Origin of the sequence: Salmonella sp. SAL04214 (assembly GCF_046550615.1) — a bacterium.
In the GTDB taxonomy this organism is placed as follows: domain Bacteria; phylum Pseudomonadota; class Gammaproteobacteria; order Enterobacterales; family Enterobacteriaceae; genus Salmonella; species Salmonella enterica.
In genome coordinates, this window is the sequence record NZ_JBGDXT010000004.1 from 285,693 (window position 1) to 299,667 (window position 13,975).

Annotated in this window: 8 protein-coding genes; 4 read left to right on the forward strand and 4 right to left on the reverse strand. The window is 49.4% G+C overall.

Features of this window, described 5'->3' with window-relative positions:
• Positions 1-29 precede the first annotated feature (29 nt).
• Entirely contained in the window at positions 30-3,992 is a 3,963-nt protein-coding gene (gene putA, locus ACLJQD_RS09545) for a trifunctional transcriptional regulator/proline dehydrogenase/L-glutamate gamma-semialdehyde dehydrogenase (protein WP_017440950.1), read from the reverse strand.
• Between the two features lie 421 nt (positions 3,993-4,413).
• On the opposite strand from putA, the gene putP reads away from it, so the two are divergent.
• Positions 4,414-5,922: a sodium/proline symporter PutP gene (gene putP / locus ACLJQD_RS09550; RefSeq protein WP_001018467.1), complete on the forward strand. Its 1,509-nt coding sequence runs from the start codon at positions 4,414-4,416 to the stop codon at positions 5,920-5,922.
• An 892-nt stretch (positions 5,923-6,814) separates the two neighbouring features.
• Positions 6,815-7,603 (forward strand): phosphate starvation-inducible protein PhoH, encoded by a 789-nt coding sequence (phoH, locus tag ACLJQD_RS09555; RefSeq protein ID WP_000533527.1) that lies wholly within the window; start codon positions 6,815-6,817, stop codon positions 7,601-7,603.
• A 105-nt stretch (positions 7,604-7,708) separates the two neighbouring features.
• Here the strand turns inward: phoH and ACLJQD_RS09560 are convergent, their stop codons facing one another.
• The 3 genes from ACLJQD_RS09560 to ACLJQD_RS09570 all read right to left on the reverse strand — a co-directional run bounded on the left by ACLJQD_RS09560 (position 7,709) and on the right by ACLJQD_RS09570 (position 11,381).
• A complete protein-coding gene (locus tag ACLJQD_RS09560) occupies positions 7,709-8,590 on the reverse strand; it encodes a MurR/RpiR family transcriptional regulator (protein ID WP_000433673.1) in 882 nt (293 codons plus the stop codon).
• 285 nt (positions 8,591-8,875) lie between these two features.
• Positions 8,876-10,372 (reverse strand): sodium:solute symporter, encoded by a 1,497-nt coding sequence (locus ACLJQD_RS09565; protein WP_000628085.1) that lies wholly within the window; start codon positions 10,370-10,372, stop codon positions 8,876-8,878.
• A 328-nt stretch (positions 10,373-10,700) separates the two neighbouring features.
• Complete coding sequence (locus ACLJQD_RS09570) at positions 10,701-11,381, reverse strand: N-acetylmannosamine-6-phosphate 2-epimerase (protein ID WP_000054243.1); 681 nt, start codon at positions 11,379-11,381, stop codon at positions 10,701-10,703.
• A gap of 505 nt (positions 11,382-11,886) precedes the next feature.
• Between ACLJQD_RS09570 and ACLJQD_RS09575 the strand changes: the two genes are divergently transcribed.
• Both ACLJQD_RS09575 and ACLJQD_RS09580 read left to right on the forward strand, forming a co-directional pair.
• Positions 11,887-13,047 carry an N-acetylneuraminate epimerase gene (locus tag ACLJQD_RS09575; RefSeq protein ID WP_017440951.1) on the forward strand — a complete coding sequence of 387 codons (1,161 nt, stop codon included), beginning with the start codon at positions 11,887-11,889 and terminating at the stop codon, positions 13,045-13,047.
• 45 nt (positions 13,048-13,092) lie between these two features.
• Positions 13,093-13,785: an oligogalacturonate-specific porin KdgM family protein gene (locus ACLJQD_RS09580; RefSeq protein ID WP_000700610.1), complete on the forward strand. Its 693-nt coding sequence runs from the start codon at positions 13,093-13,095 to the stop codon at positions 13,783-13,785.
• The last annotated feature ends 190 nt before the right edge of the window (positions 13,786-13,975 follow it).

Sequence of the window (13,975 nt, forward strand, 5' to 3'; positions counted from 1 at the left end):
CATTGACGGAGCCTTAATTAACCACAGTATTAGCCAATTGTCATCAGGCTGGCATTACCGCCAGCGGCGGCAGTGTTTACGCTCAGCGAACGTTCAATATAGAGCCGTTCCAGCAGTATATTGCTTTCGCCGCGGGCGAAACCCTGCACCGACACTATCGCGCCTTCGCGGGCGGCGACGGCTTCGCAAACGGTTCGCAGCTTGTCGGAGTCGCCGTGGAAAATCACCGCGTCAAACGGCTGCGCCATCAGCGTTTCCGCTTTCGCAAACTGGACACGCGCCGCAACGGCGGCGGGGAGACGTTTCGCCAGATCGCGGTGGAAGGCGTCGTCTGACCATAGCGCCTGACTGCCGACGGCGAGAACGGCGGCAAGCTGCGTCAACGCGTCCTGTTCGTCATCAGCCAGGCATAATACCCGTTCACGCGGCAACAGCGTCCAGGTATTGCGCTCGCCGGTCGGCCCCGGTAGCAGGCGCTGCGTGCCGGCCTGCGCCAGATCGGCGAATTGTCGGCAGAGCGTCTGTAGCGCCGGACGATCCGCCGCCCATTGCGTCAGGGCGGTCAACGGCGCGAGTAGCGTGGTTTTAAGCTGCGCATCTACCGGGTAACGCGCATCCTGACGAGTCAGCGTCGTATTGAGCGCATTGGGCGGGCGGTGTGCCAGCAGGCGGTAGAGATAGAGCGGCCCTCCCGCTTTTGGCCCGGTGCCGGACAGTCCTTCGCCGCCAAACGGCTGGACGCCGACGACCGCGCCCACCATATTACGGTTAACGTACAGGTTGCCGACATGGGCGGAACCGGTGACTTGCGCAATGGTTTCATCAATACGGGTATGTACGCCCAGCGTTAGCCCGTAGCCGGAAGCGTTAATCTGTTCGATAAGCTCCGCCAGTTGGTTACGGTTATAACGCACGACGTGCAGCACGGGCCCGAAGACCTCTTTTTCCAGTTCTGCGAAGTTTTCCAGCTCAATAAGCGTGGGCATAACAAACGTACCGGTCTGCCATTCCTGCGCGTCATCGCTGTTTTCACGCGCGGCCTGGAAAACCGGGCGGCCTTTGGCGCGCATTGTCTGGATGTGACGTTCAATGTTGGCTTTGGCCTCGCTATCGATCACCGGCCCGATATCGGTCGTCAGACGGCCTGGATTCCCCATCCGACACTCCGCCATCGCGCCGCGTAACATTTTCAGCGTATGTTCGGCGATATCGTCCTGCAAACACAGTACGCGGAGCGCGGAACAGCGTTGTCCGGCGCTGTCGAAAGCGGAAGCCAGCACATCCACGACCACCTGCTCGGTGAGCGCGGAAGAGTCGACAATCATAGCGTTCATACCGCCGGTTTCCGCAATCAACGGAATAGGGCGGCCCTGGGCGTCAAGACGCGTGGCGATGTTGCGCTGCAACAACGTCGCGACCCCCGTGGAACCGGTAAACATCACGCCGCGTACACGCGCATCGGCGGTAAGCTGGGCGCCGACGGTTTCTCCCCGTCCTGGTAACAGTTGCACGACGCCCGGTGGTACGCCCGCTTCCAGCAAAATAGCAATGCCCTGGGCGGCAATCAGCGATGTCTGCTCTGCCGGTTTCGCCAGAACGCTGTTACCTGCCGCCAGCGCGGCGGCGATTTGGCCGGTGAAAATGGCCAGCGGGAAGTTCCACGGACTGATGCAGACTACCGGCCCTAACGGGCGATGCGTTTCGTTATCGAAATCGTCACGCACTTGACCGGCATAATAATGGAGGAAGTCTACCGCTTCGCGCACTTCGGCAATGGCGTTGCTGAACGTTTTCCCCGCTTCGCGCACCAACAGGCCAATCAACTGCTGCATTTGGTCTTCCATTAATACCGCCGCCCGCTGCAAAATGGCGGCGCGTTCTTGCGGCGGCGTCGCAAACCAAACCGGCGCCTGATTGACCGCGTTTTGCAATGCCTGTTCAACCTCGCTTTCTGTCGCTTCGCGTCCCCAGCCGACAATATCTTTCGGTTCCGCCGGGTTGATAACCGGCGTCATCTCACCGTCGGCCACCGGTTGTTCCAGCACAGGTTTTGTCTGCCATTTCTGCATGGCGTTGCTTAACAGGGCAGAAGAAAGCGAGGCGAGGCGATGTTCATTCGCTAAATCAAGTCCGGCGGAGTTTATCCGACCTTCGCCGTACAGATCGCGCGGCAGCGGAATTTTCGGATGCGGTATGCCAGCCTGACCTTCCTGCTGCGCCAGTTTTTCCACGGCCTCGACCGGGTCGGCCACCAGTTCATCGAGCGGTAGGGTGGCATCGGCGATGCGGTTGACAAAAGAGGTGTTGGCGCCGTTTTCCAGCAGGCGTCGTACCAGATAGGCCAGCAGGGTTTCGTGTGTTCCCACCGGCGCGTAAATACGGCAGGGACGGTTAAGTTTTCCGTCCGCTACTTTACCGGTGACCTGTTCATACAGCGGTTCGCCCATGCCGTGCAGGCACTGGAATTCGTACTGACCCGGATAGTAATTTTGCCCGGCCAGATGATAAATCGCCGCCAGTGTGTGAGCGTTATGGGTCGCGAACTGCGGGTAGATCAGATTAGGAACGGCGAGCAGTTTTTTCGCGCAGGCCAGATAAGAGACATCGGTATACACTTTGCGGGTATAAACCGGATAACCCTCCAGCCCTTCCATTTGCGCGCGTTTGATCTCGCTATCCCAGTAGGCGCCTTTCACCAGACGAATCATCAGCCGACGGCGGCTACGGGAGGCCAGATCGACTAAATAATCAATGACCAGCGGGCAGCGTTTTTGGTAAGCCTGGATCACAAAGCCAATGCCGTTCCAGCCTGCGAGTTCGGGTTCGAAGCAGAGTTTTTCCAGCAGATCGAGCGAGATCTCCAGACGATCCGCCTCTTCGGCGTCGATATTGAGACCAATGTCGTACTGGCGCGCCAGCAGCGTCAGTGATTTCAGGCGCGGATAAAGCTCCTCCATTACCCGATCGTATTGTGCACGACTATAGCGTGGATGCAGGGCGGACAGCTTAATCGAGATGCCTGGCCCTTCGTAAATACCGCGACCGTTAGACGCTTTGCCGATGGCATGAATCGCTTGCTGGTAAGAGACCATATAGGCCTGCGCATCGGCGGCGGTTAACGCGGCTTCGCCCAGCATATCGTAAGAATAGCGGAACCCTTTCTCTTCCAGTTTTCGGGCATTCGCCAGCGCCTGAGCAATGGTTTCGCCAGTCACGAACTGCTCGCCCATTAAACGCATCGCCATGTCGACGCCTTTGCGGATTAACGGCTCGCCGCTCTTGCCGATAATGCGGTTCAGCGAGCGCGAAAGATTGGCTTCGTTATGCGTTGAGACCAGTCGGCCGGTAAAGAGCAGCCCCCAGGTGGCGGCGTTTACAAACAGCGACGGGCTACGGCCAATATGCGACTGCCAGTTGCCATTACTGATTTTGTCGCGAATTAACGCATCGCGCGTAGCTTTGTCGGGAATACGCAGCAGCGCTTCCGCCAGACACATCAGCGCAACGCCTTCTTGCGAAGAGAGGGAAAACTCCTGCAACAGGCCTTGCACCATACCCGCGCGACCGCTGGCGGATTTTTGATTGCGCAATTTCTCCGCCAGTTGATACGCCAGTTTATGCGCCTGCTCAGCGACAGGCGGCGACAGGCGCGCCTGTTCCATTAGCATTGACACTGCATCGGTTTCCGGGCGGCGCCAGGCGGCGGTGATGGCGGCGCGAGAGACGGATTGGGGAAGAATTTGTTCGGCAAACTCCAGAAAGGGCTGATGCGGCTCATCCTGCGGCGCGACCGGCTCCTCGCTTTCATTTGCCGCGCCGGCAAACAGCGCAGGTAGCTCCGGTAGCGTATCGCTATTTTCCAGCTTGTCCAGATAGCTAAAGATTGCCTGTTTTATTAACCAGTGCGGCGTGCGATCGATACGCGACGCGGCCATTTTGATCCGTTCGCGCGTGGCGTCGTCCAGCTTAACCCCCATCGTGGTGGTTCCCATACCCTCTACTCCTGTTATTCGCTCTATCTGCTAACCAATAGTTAGCGGAAAATATCCACTATGTTGCAACTTTGTGCAACCGCGTTAAATGTGACCTGCGTTGCAAGCTTAAAAATGAATAAATTGTTAAAAAAAGAAAGAGGGAGTCTGACGGGGAAAACCATCTGGATTTATTTTCTCTGCGGTAGTTAACACTTTTAAAAGGTGCAACCGTAAAAAATGTGAGAGAGTGCAACCTGGAGAAAAATAGTATCCCTCTGCAATCAAATTTGATGTAAATGGTGTGTTAAATCGATTGTGAATAACCACCGCTTCCGGCAGGATACGGTCGCCCTGGTAAACATAACACCCTTGCCACGTTCCGGCAGGGTACAAAACGGCACGCTACGGTAGTGCCAATAAATAAATTTGGAGAACCTTGATGGCTATTAGCACACCGATGTTGGTGACATTCTGTGTCTATATTTTTGGCATGATATTGATTGGGTTTATCGCCTGGCGCTCAACCAAAAACTTTGATGACTATATTCTTGGCGGTCGCAGTCTGGGGCCGTTTGTTACGGCTTTATCAGCCGGCGCGTCGGATATGAGCGGCTGGCTGTTAATGGGGCTGCCTGGCGCTATCTTTCTGTCGGGGATCTCTGAAAGCTGGATCGCCATTGGTCTGACGTTAGGCGCATGGATTAACTGGAAGCTGGTGGCCGGGCGCCTGCGCGTGCATACCGAATTTAACAATAACGCGCTCACGCTGCCGGACTATTTTACCGGTCGGTTTGAAGATAAGAGCCGAGTCCTGCGTATTATTTCCGCGCTGGTCATTCTGCTGTTTTTCACTATCTATTGCGCGTCAGGTATTGTCGCTGGGGCACGACTGTTCGAAAGCACCTTCGGTATGAGCTATGAAACCGCACTGTGGGCGGGGGCCGCGGCAACCATTATTTATACGTTTATAGGCGGGTTTCTTGCCGTTAGCTGGACGGATACCGTTCAGGCCAGCCTGATGATTTTTGCGTTAATCCTGACGCCGGTGATGGTTATTGTCGGCGTAGGCGGTTTTAGCGAGTCGCTGGAGGTGATCAAGCAAAAGAGCATCGAGAATGTCGACATGCTCAAGGGGCTGAATTTTGTCGCTATTATTTCTCTGATGGGCTGGGGACTGGGTTACTTCGGTCAGCCGCATATCCTGGCGCGCTTTATGGCGGCGGATTCCCATCACAGTATTGTTCATGCGCGTCGTATCAGTATGACCTGGATGATTCTGTGTCTGGCGGGCGCGGTGGCGGTGGGCTTCTTTGGCATTGCGTACTTTAACAATAACCCCGCGCTGGCCGGGGCGGTGAACCAAAACTCAGAACGCGTATTTATAGAACTGGCGCAGATCCTGTTTAACCCGTGGATTGCCGGTGTTCTGCTGTCTGCTATCCTGGCGGCGGTGATGTCGACGTTGAGCTGTCAGTTGCTGGTATGCTCCAGCGCGATTACGGAAGATTTATATAAGGCTTTTCTGCGTAAAAGCGCCAGCCAGCAAGAGCTGGTATGGGTAGGGCGAGTGATGGTGCTGGTGGTAGCGCTGATCGCCATTGCGCTGGCGGCGAACCCCGATAACCGTGTGCTGGGGCTGGTGAGCTACGCCTGGGCTGGATTCGGCGCGGCATTTGGACCTGTTGTCCTGTTTTCTGTGATGTGGTCGCGTATGACACGTAACGGCGCGCTGGCGGGAATGATTATTGGCGCGGTGACGGTTATCGTCTGGAAACAATATGGCTGGCTGGATCTGTATGAGATCATCCCTGGCTTCATTTTCGGCAGCCTGGGGATCGTAATCTTTAGCCTGCTTGGCAAAGCGCCGACAGCAGCGATGCAGGAACGCTTTGCAAAAGCGGACGCGCATTATCATTCCGCGCCGCCGTCGAAGCTACAGGCGGAATAACCGACATGTCCGATAGCATTATTGCCATCGGACATATTTTACCAGGCGGCGTTATACGCCCGCCTGGTTCTCTGATAAGTCCCGGACCGATTGACTGAAGATGTTCAGGTAAATGAGGACGCACTCTCAAACTATTTTTAGCCCTTGAGCGCCGTTAACGCGGGCGTAATACGTCTCTAGTAATCACTAACTGGCCATATATGAAATCGCCTGTTAATGGTACCAATAGCCTTGACGCAATAGGGTAATGACAAAAATTAAAACGAGTCAGCGTTACTCGCGTAAGTATGCCGCACAAAATTTTGCATAAATAATGCCGTTTTAGTGATGGGAGAGAGGATACGTTAATTACTCCATTTTAACCTTTTATATGTTGAATATTCAATGACTTATGGGTAGTTTCACCATTAATTCCCGCAGTAGCTAATGATTATCTTTTTTAGTCTCCTGCCGATGAAATAATCGTGTAATCTTTCTGTAAGAGACTGACAATGACGCAATAATGTTTGGTTAATACTTGGTGAATATATTGTTGCATTATTGGTGTTTTGTGTTGTACTTAGTAGTAATAGCGGTAGTTCCCCGGCAGTGATGGTCACTCACTATGGAGATCGCGAATGGTAATGTCCGCACCAGGACACATTGTTTACAGTAGTTACAACACCCTGTACGGACATTCTCTCTCCGGTGGTGGTCTTGTCACCTTAAAAGCTCTCATCATTTCTCTTACTGTCCATACCCATGACGTCATATGTGGTGCGCGTAGCCGTGTGTGGCGTCGTTTCAAAAAGCAAGCTAAGGCTTACAAGGAAGCCAACCCTCAGATGTGTGTGCGCATAATCGCGTTCAAGAGAACGCGGGTGATGTATACCTACAACTCAAGGTGCTATCCATGGGAAGACAAAAAGCAGTGATCAAAGCTCGTCGTGAAGCAAAGCGTGTGTTGAGACGAGATTCGCGTAGTCATAAGCAACGTGAAGAAGAATCGGTCACGTCACTGGTACAGATGGGCGGAGTAGAAGCCATTGGCATGGCGCGCGATAGTCGCGATACCTCTCCTGTTAAGGCGCGAAATGAAGCACAGGCGCATTATCTGAACGCTATCGACAGTAAACAGCTTATTTTTGCGACCGGCGAAGCCGGCTGCGGAAAAACATGGATCAGTGCGGCAAAGGCGGCAGAAGCATTGATTCATAAGGACGTCGAGAGGATCATTGTGACGCGTCCGGTATTGCAGGCTGATGAAGATCTTGGTTTTTTGCCCGGTGATATCGCTGAAAAATTCGCGCCTTATTTTCGGCCCGTCTACGATGTCCTGCTTAAACGGTTGGGCGCGTCCTTTATGCAATATTGTTTGCGCCCGGAAATCGGTAAGGTAGAAATTGCCCCGTTCGCCTATATGCGTGGGCGTACTTTTGAAAATGCGGTCGTGATCCTCGACGAGGCGCAAAATGTGACTGCGGCGCAAATGAAAATGTTTTTGACGCGACTAGGCGAAAATGTCACGGTCATTGTCAATGGCGATATTACGCAATGCGACCTGCCGCGCGGCGTGCGTTCCGGGTTGAGCGATGCGTTGGAACGCTTTGAAGAAGATGAAATGGTAGGGATTGTGCATTTCAACAAAGACGACTGCGTGCGCTCGGCGCTTTGTCAGCGAACGCTTCACGCATACAGCTAATATAGCATTGACTTTCAGAGCCCGGGAGACCGGGCTTTGTTGTCTATAAAGCGTCCAGCAGACTCATGAACAAAAAAGGAAAATGACGCCTGTACGTGAAGGGAATTATTTTGTCATGTCCAGGGCATTCATTGTCCGTAATTTGCTTTCTCGGGCCTGTTCCGGCGAGGACTGTACAAGAAGGGTATAGAGCAGGTCAAAGACGAAAAGCTGCGCGGCTTTCGTACCGATCGAGTCACCCTGCAACATTCCTTGCCGATTACCATTGATCAGGCAAAAATCGGCCTCTTCACATAATGGAGAACCCAGATTATGGGTAATGGCGACTGTGGTGGCGCCAGCCTGTCGGGCCAATCGGAGTGAATGCACTGTTTCTGGCGATGTGCCCGAGTGACTGACACCCATCGCGACATCGCCTGCTTTTAATAGCGTAGCCTGCATGTACATAAAATGGTTATTGCTTACCGCATCGCCCCGTAAACCAATACGCATTAGCTTGTGTTTCATATCCAGCGCCGTGATCCCCGATGAGCCCACACCAAAGATATAAACTGAGTGACAGTGACGTAGGGCGTCCACGACACCGAGAACCTGTTGCATATCAAGCAGATTTAGCGTTTCAGATAATACATTACTAATGGTGTTCTGCAATTTTAAACCAATGGCGTGGGCATCGTCGGATTCGCTAACTTCGGCATCCAGTAGAGGACTACTGTCATCAGACTCGGTAGTGGCAAGTTCAATGGCCAGGTCCATTTTAAAATCCTGAAAACCTTTATAGCCCAGGGTGCGACAAAAGCGAATAACCGTGGCTTCTCCGGCCTGTGTGTCGCGCGACAAATCGGCAATAGATGACTGTGTCACCTGTCTGGGGAAGGCTAAAATATATTGCGCAATACGCTGGGAGGCACGTGTCAGGCTTTTTTGCATAGCACCCAGAGTGTCAAGGATTTTTCCGGGTTTAAGACGTGGGGGTTGAGGCTCCATATAGTTCCTGCTCTTGAGGGCTGATTGCGGCACAAAGCCTGCAATATTGAACAGAGCAGAGCCTATCAAGTCTGCGGCATGAAAAAAAGCGCGATGTAAGTAAAGGAGGGGGAATATTTACATCGCGTTGCCAACTTATGACAGAACATCACTGGAGAGTAATCTGTTTGCTCTTACGGTGTTTATAGCGCGCCATCTGACGGATGGTTTATATCTGGCCCGGTATTGTCGCCCCGGGCGTTGGCGTCACCGTGTGCTGTGTCGGTATAGCGTGGTATCATGAAATCATAATGTCACCTTTGGTTCAGGTTTTTCATCCAGCGTCAATGGCGGTGCCGGGGCAAATAACGGGGCGAAAATAACGCCGCTGATCACCACGCTTAGCGAGCCAATGACCCCATAAAAGAAGAAGTTAAGGTCAGTGGCATAGCGTGCGCCCAGCACGGTAATGACGCTGATAATAATTCCTAAAACCGCACTCCCGGCATTTGCTCGTTTAAAGAAAATGCCCAGCATGAACAGACCGGTCATTGGCCCTCCCATCAGACCTATCAGACTATTAAATGCATCCCAGATTTCTGATTCATCGGCCATGACCAGCCATACCGAGGCCGCGCTACTTATCAGGCCCGCGACCAGAATAACTAACTTAGCTATTTTCATACGGTTTTCTGGCGTTCTTTTTTTATGACTCAAACGCTGATAGATATCGGAATTAAAACAACTGGAAATGCTGTTTAAGCTGCTGGAGATGCTGGACTGCGCGGCAGCGAAAATAGCGGCGATTATCAACCCTGCAATGCCGACTGGCATTTCGGTGACCACGAATAAGGGTAAAATGCCGCCAGTGTTGAATCCCGCCGGTAATAATTGTGGATGTTGCTGATAGTAGACAAACAATGCCGAGCCGATAGCAAAAAAGAAAACAGGGATCACAGCAACCAGTTTGGCATTTGTAAGTAATGTTTTCTTCGTTTCCTCTATGGAGTCAGTCACGATATAGCGTTGGACCACATCCTGACTGGCAGTAAATTGCTGAATATTGGCAAACAGAAAACCAATCATCAATACAGGTACTGTGCTTTCCGTCCAGCTCCAGTGGAACTGCGTAGCCGGAAAGAATTTATCCGCCTGCTGCGTCACCGTAAAAATTTCACCAATGCCGCCCTGGACTTTGAGACATATCACTATAAAAATCAGTATCGCGCTGCCAGAAAGTAAGAGACCTTGAATAACATCAGTCCATATTACTCCTTCAATTCCCCCCATCCAGGTATAAATGATACACATCACGCTAATCAACAGTACCAAAATCACCGGGTCTATAGCGATGAAGGGGCGCAAGGCCAGCACGGTGAGGAAAGTGATAATGGCGATACGTCCGATATGAAACAACATAAATGACATGCTGGCGAATAGACGGCAGCGCACATCGAACCGTGCTTCGAGATATTCATAGGCTGATGTGACTTTCAATTTCCGAAAAAACGGAATATAGAAATAAAAAACCAGCGGTAAAATTGCGATAGCCAGATACTGACCAATGATAAACGTCCAGTCGGAAGTAAACGCTTTGGCAGGAATTGACATAAATGTAATTGAGCTTAACGTAGTAGCAAATACACTGACCCCAGCCGCCCAACCAGGAACCCGGCCACCACCGCGAAAATAATCGTCTGCTGTTTTTTGCCGTCTGGAAAAATAGACACCGACTAACATCATGGCCAGGAGGTAGCCAAATAATACAAGATAATTAACGATGCCGAAAGAATGTGTAATCATAGTTCTTTCCTGCTTATGGTTTTGAGTAGAGTTGCGGTCATCGTCTGTGTATTTTTATCTTCCCATCATTCAGACGATACGATATTCAGATCAAGTAATAGTTTTTGTTAATCTCAATGACGCTAATCATGAGATGTAAAAGGCAGAGCATTTATGCTCCTGATGCCAGGACGTATGTCCTGCCGGATACCTGAAATAGCAGCTATCCGATATTGCGTTCAAACAGGCTTCAGGCCTGGGTATCGTATTTGCCGATAGCATTATTAACGTCGGATTATTCTCTGAGACATACATATCAATAGTAAGCGTGTTCATTTTCTTTTCCTGTTCAGCGTTTTACTGCGTGACTGAACCACTGACAGATATGCTCGATACGGGTGATAGCGGAACCAACGGTAACTGCCCAGGCACCATGCTCAATAGCATTGGCCGCCAGTGCAGGCGTGTTATAGCGCCCCTCGGCAATAACACGACAACCTGCATGGCTCAGTTGTGTCACCATTGCCAAATCTGGCTCAACCGGCGTGATGGGGCCGGTATAGCCAGACAGTGTTGTACCAATGAATTCGATTCCTTTCTGATGGCAACTTATGCCTTCATTCACGGTTGAACAGTCTGCCATCGCCAGTAATCCATGCAGGCGAATACGTGTCAGTAAACTATCAATATCAACCGGGCGAGAGCGGAATGAGGCATCAAAAGCGATAATATCGGCACCTGCCTGCGCCAGGGCGTCAACATCCTGTAAATAGGGAGTGATACGGACTGGCGACCCTGTAAGGTCACGTTTAATTATCCCAATAATAGGAACAGAAAGATGGGGACGAACAGTCCGCAGATTCTCAATGCCTTCAATGCGCACAGCGACCGCACCCGCCGAAGCCGCTGCCTGTGCCATTGCAGCCACAATTTCAGGTTTATCCATAGGGCTGCCTGGTACCGGTTGGCATGAGACAATCAGCCCACCGTTTTCGTGTACACTTTGTTCCAGCCTGGCTAATAGTGACATCCAGTTCCGCCTTATATATTTTGAAGTTTTGCTCCGTTTTATGTTATGTTGTGGAGTGTTGCTGCATCAAGCAAAAAGATAGAAAAATGTGAACACAGTCATAAGGTATGTTTGTTATTCAATTACTGCGCCAGCGGATTTGAGGCTATAACCTGAAGCTACAAGACAAATACAATTCACTCTGACGGCAGCATGCTGTATTTTATTAACTGCTTCCGGCATAAAGATAAAATGCTCAGAAGGAGCTTATACGCCACTGGATAGCCAGTATGAAATGCATCACATAATTCTTGTTGTATTTATTCGAATGCTATCACTAATGAGTTTGACCATAACAGGTCACCCATAATCACTTCTAACATCACCATGGTGTGCTTTTACCTCGCACATGATAACCCCATGTAATTATTTTTAGCGCTTGGTCACATTTTGTCATTATCATTGTTGAAATTGTGCACCATAAGATCACTAATGATGAAGCTTTACTCCAATTGTATTTCTTCGCATGGGGATGCAGATGAAAAATTTTAAGAAAATGATGACGCTAATGGCGCTATGTTTATCAGTCGCTATCACCACATCAGGATATGCAACGACGTTTCCTGATATACCAGAACCACTGAAAAATGGTACTGGCGCTATTGATAATAATGGCGTGATTTATGTCGGCTTAGGTACCGCAGGGACATCCTGGTATAAAATTGATCTTAAAAAGCAACATAAAGACTGGGAGCGTATAAAGTCGTTTCCTGGTGGAGCTCGTGAGCAATCCGTGTCGGTATTTTTAAATGATGAGCTTTATGTTTTTGGTGGCGTAGGGAAAAAAAACAGTGAATCACCGTTGCAGGTTTATAGCGATGTGTACAAATACTCACCGGTGAAAAATACATGGCAAAAAGTTGACACTATATCTCCAGTTGGATTAACAGGGCATACGGGAGTAAAATTAAACGAAACGATGGTACTTATTACCGGAGGGGTTAATGAGCATATCTTTGATAAGTATTTTATTGATATAGCGGCTGCGGCTGCGGATGAAAGTGAAAAAAATAAAGTCATCTATAATTATTTTAATAAACCTGCCAAAGATTATTTTTTTAATAAAATCGTATTTATCTACAATGCTAAAGAGAACACATGGAAGAATGCCGGTGAGCTGCCAGACGCGGGGACGGCAGGATCGTCATCGGTAATGGAAAATAATTTCCTGATGCTGATTAATGGTGAGCTCAAACCGGGTTTACGTACCGATGTGATTTACCGCGCCATGTGGGATAACGACAAGCTAACATGGTTGAAGAACAGCCAGTTACCGCCATCGCCTGGAGAACAACAGCAAGAAGGGTTGGCCGGAGCATTTTCGGGCTATAGTCACGGTGTCCTGCTTGTCGGTGGTGGCGCGAATTTTCCGGGAGCAAAACAAAATTATACCAATGGAAAGTTTTATTCCCACGAAGGAATAAATAAAAAATGGCGAGATGAAGTCTATGGTTTGGTTAATGGCCATTGGCAATATATGGGTAAAATGAAACAACCTCTCGGCTATGGTGTATCAGTAAGTTATGGTGATGAAGTTTTCCTTATTGGTGGTGAAAATTCTAAAGGGAAACCTGTTTCGTCTGTAACCTCCTTTACCATGCGTGATGGTAATTTATTAATAAAATAATTTTTTAAATACAAAAATAAAGTTAATTGATGAGCGGAGTATTTTATGAAAATCAACAAATATCTTCTGGGTATGGTTTCGTTTATAGCTTTTTCATCATATCTACAAGCGGCAACCCTTGATTACCGGCATGAATATGCTGATAGAACCAGAATTAATAAAGATCGTATTGCTATAATTGAAAAGCTTCCTAACGGCATTGGTTTTTATGTCGATGCCAGCGTTAAATCGGGAGGAGTAGATGGTGAGCAGGATAAGCATTTAAGCGATCTCGTCGCAAACGCTATAGAACTGGGCGTAAGTTATAATTATAAAGTTACGGACAATTTTGTTTTGCAGCCTGGATTTATATTTGAAAGCGGTCCAGACACTTCAATTTATAAGCCTTATTTAAGGGGGCAATATAATTTTGATTCTGGTGTTTATATGGCTGGTCGTTACCGTTATGACTATGCAAGGAAGACAGCTAACTATAGTGATGATGAGAAAACGAATAGATTTGATACTTATATAGGTTATGTTTTTGATGAGTTGAAATTAGAATATAACTTTACCTGGATGGATAGCGATCAAATTAAATTTGATAACAAAAAAACAAACTATGAACATAATGTGGCTTTAGCCTGGAAACTGAATAAGTCATTTACACCATACGTTGAGGTCGGAAATGTAGCGGTGAGAAATAATACCGATGAGAGACAGACCCGTTATCGCGTTGGATTACAATACCACTTTTGAGAAAGGTTAAAGAGTTACTGTACTAATCTTTGCTTAGTATTCATATCGATAATCTTATAGCCCGTGGCTACGTTACAGAACGTTAGACTTTGTCTTGAGTATTCACGTCCTTAACGTAGCTACGAATAAGGATGATAAACAATGAATATACGTCTTACATAGCTACGATCTCAGGCGGTTGTCGGAAAGT

What these genes read in the sequence shown, in the direction of transcription:
- putP (WP_001018467.1), top strand. Translation starts at nt 4,414, where the DNA reads ATGGCTATTAGCACACCGATGTTGGTGACATTCTGTGTCTATATTTTT.
- ACLJQD_RS09570 (WP_000054243.1), bottom strand. Translation starts at nt 11,381, where the DNA reads ATGTCACTATTAGCCAGGCTGGAACAAAGTGTACACGAAAACGGTGGG.
- ACLJQD_RS09580 (WP_000700610.1), top strand. Translation starts at nt 13,093, where the DNA reads ATGAAAATCAACAAATATCTTCTGGGTATGGTTTCGTTTATAGCTTTT.
- ACLJQD_RS09560 (WP_000433673.1), bottom strand. Translation starts at nt 8,590, where the DNA reads ATGGAGCCTCAACCCCCACGTCTTAAACCCGGAAAAATCCTTGACACT.
- ACLJQD_RS09565 (WP_000628085.1), bottom strand. Translation starts at nt 10,372, where the DNA reads ATGATTACACATTCTTTCGGCATCGTTAATTATCTTGTATTATTTGGC.
- putA (WP_017440950.1), bottom strand. Translation starts at nt 3,992, where the DNA reads ATGGGAACCACCACGATGGGGGTTAAGCTGGACGACGCCACGCGCGAA.
- ACLJQD_RS09575 (WP_017440951.1), top strand. Translation starts at nt 11,887, where the DNA reads ATGGGGATGCAGATGAAAAATTTTAAGAAAATGATGACGCTAATGGCG.
- phoH (WP_000533527.1), top strand. Translation starts at nt 6,815, where the DNA reads ATGGGAAGACAAAAAGCAGTGATCAAAGCTCGTCGTGAAGCAAAGCGT.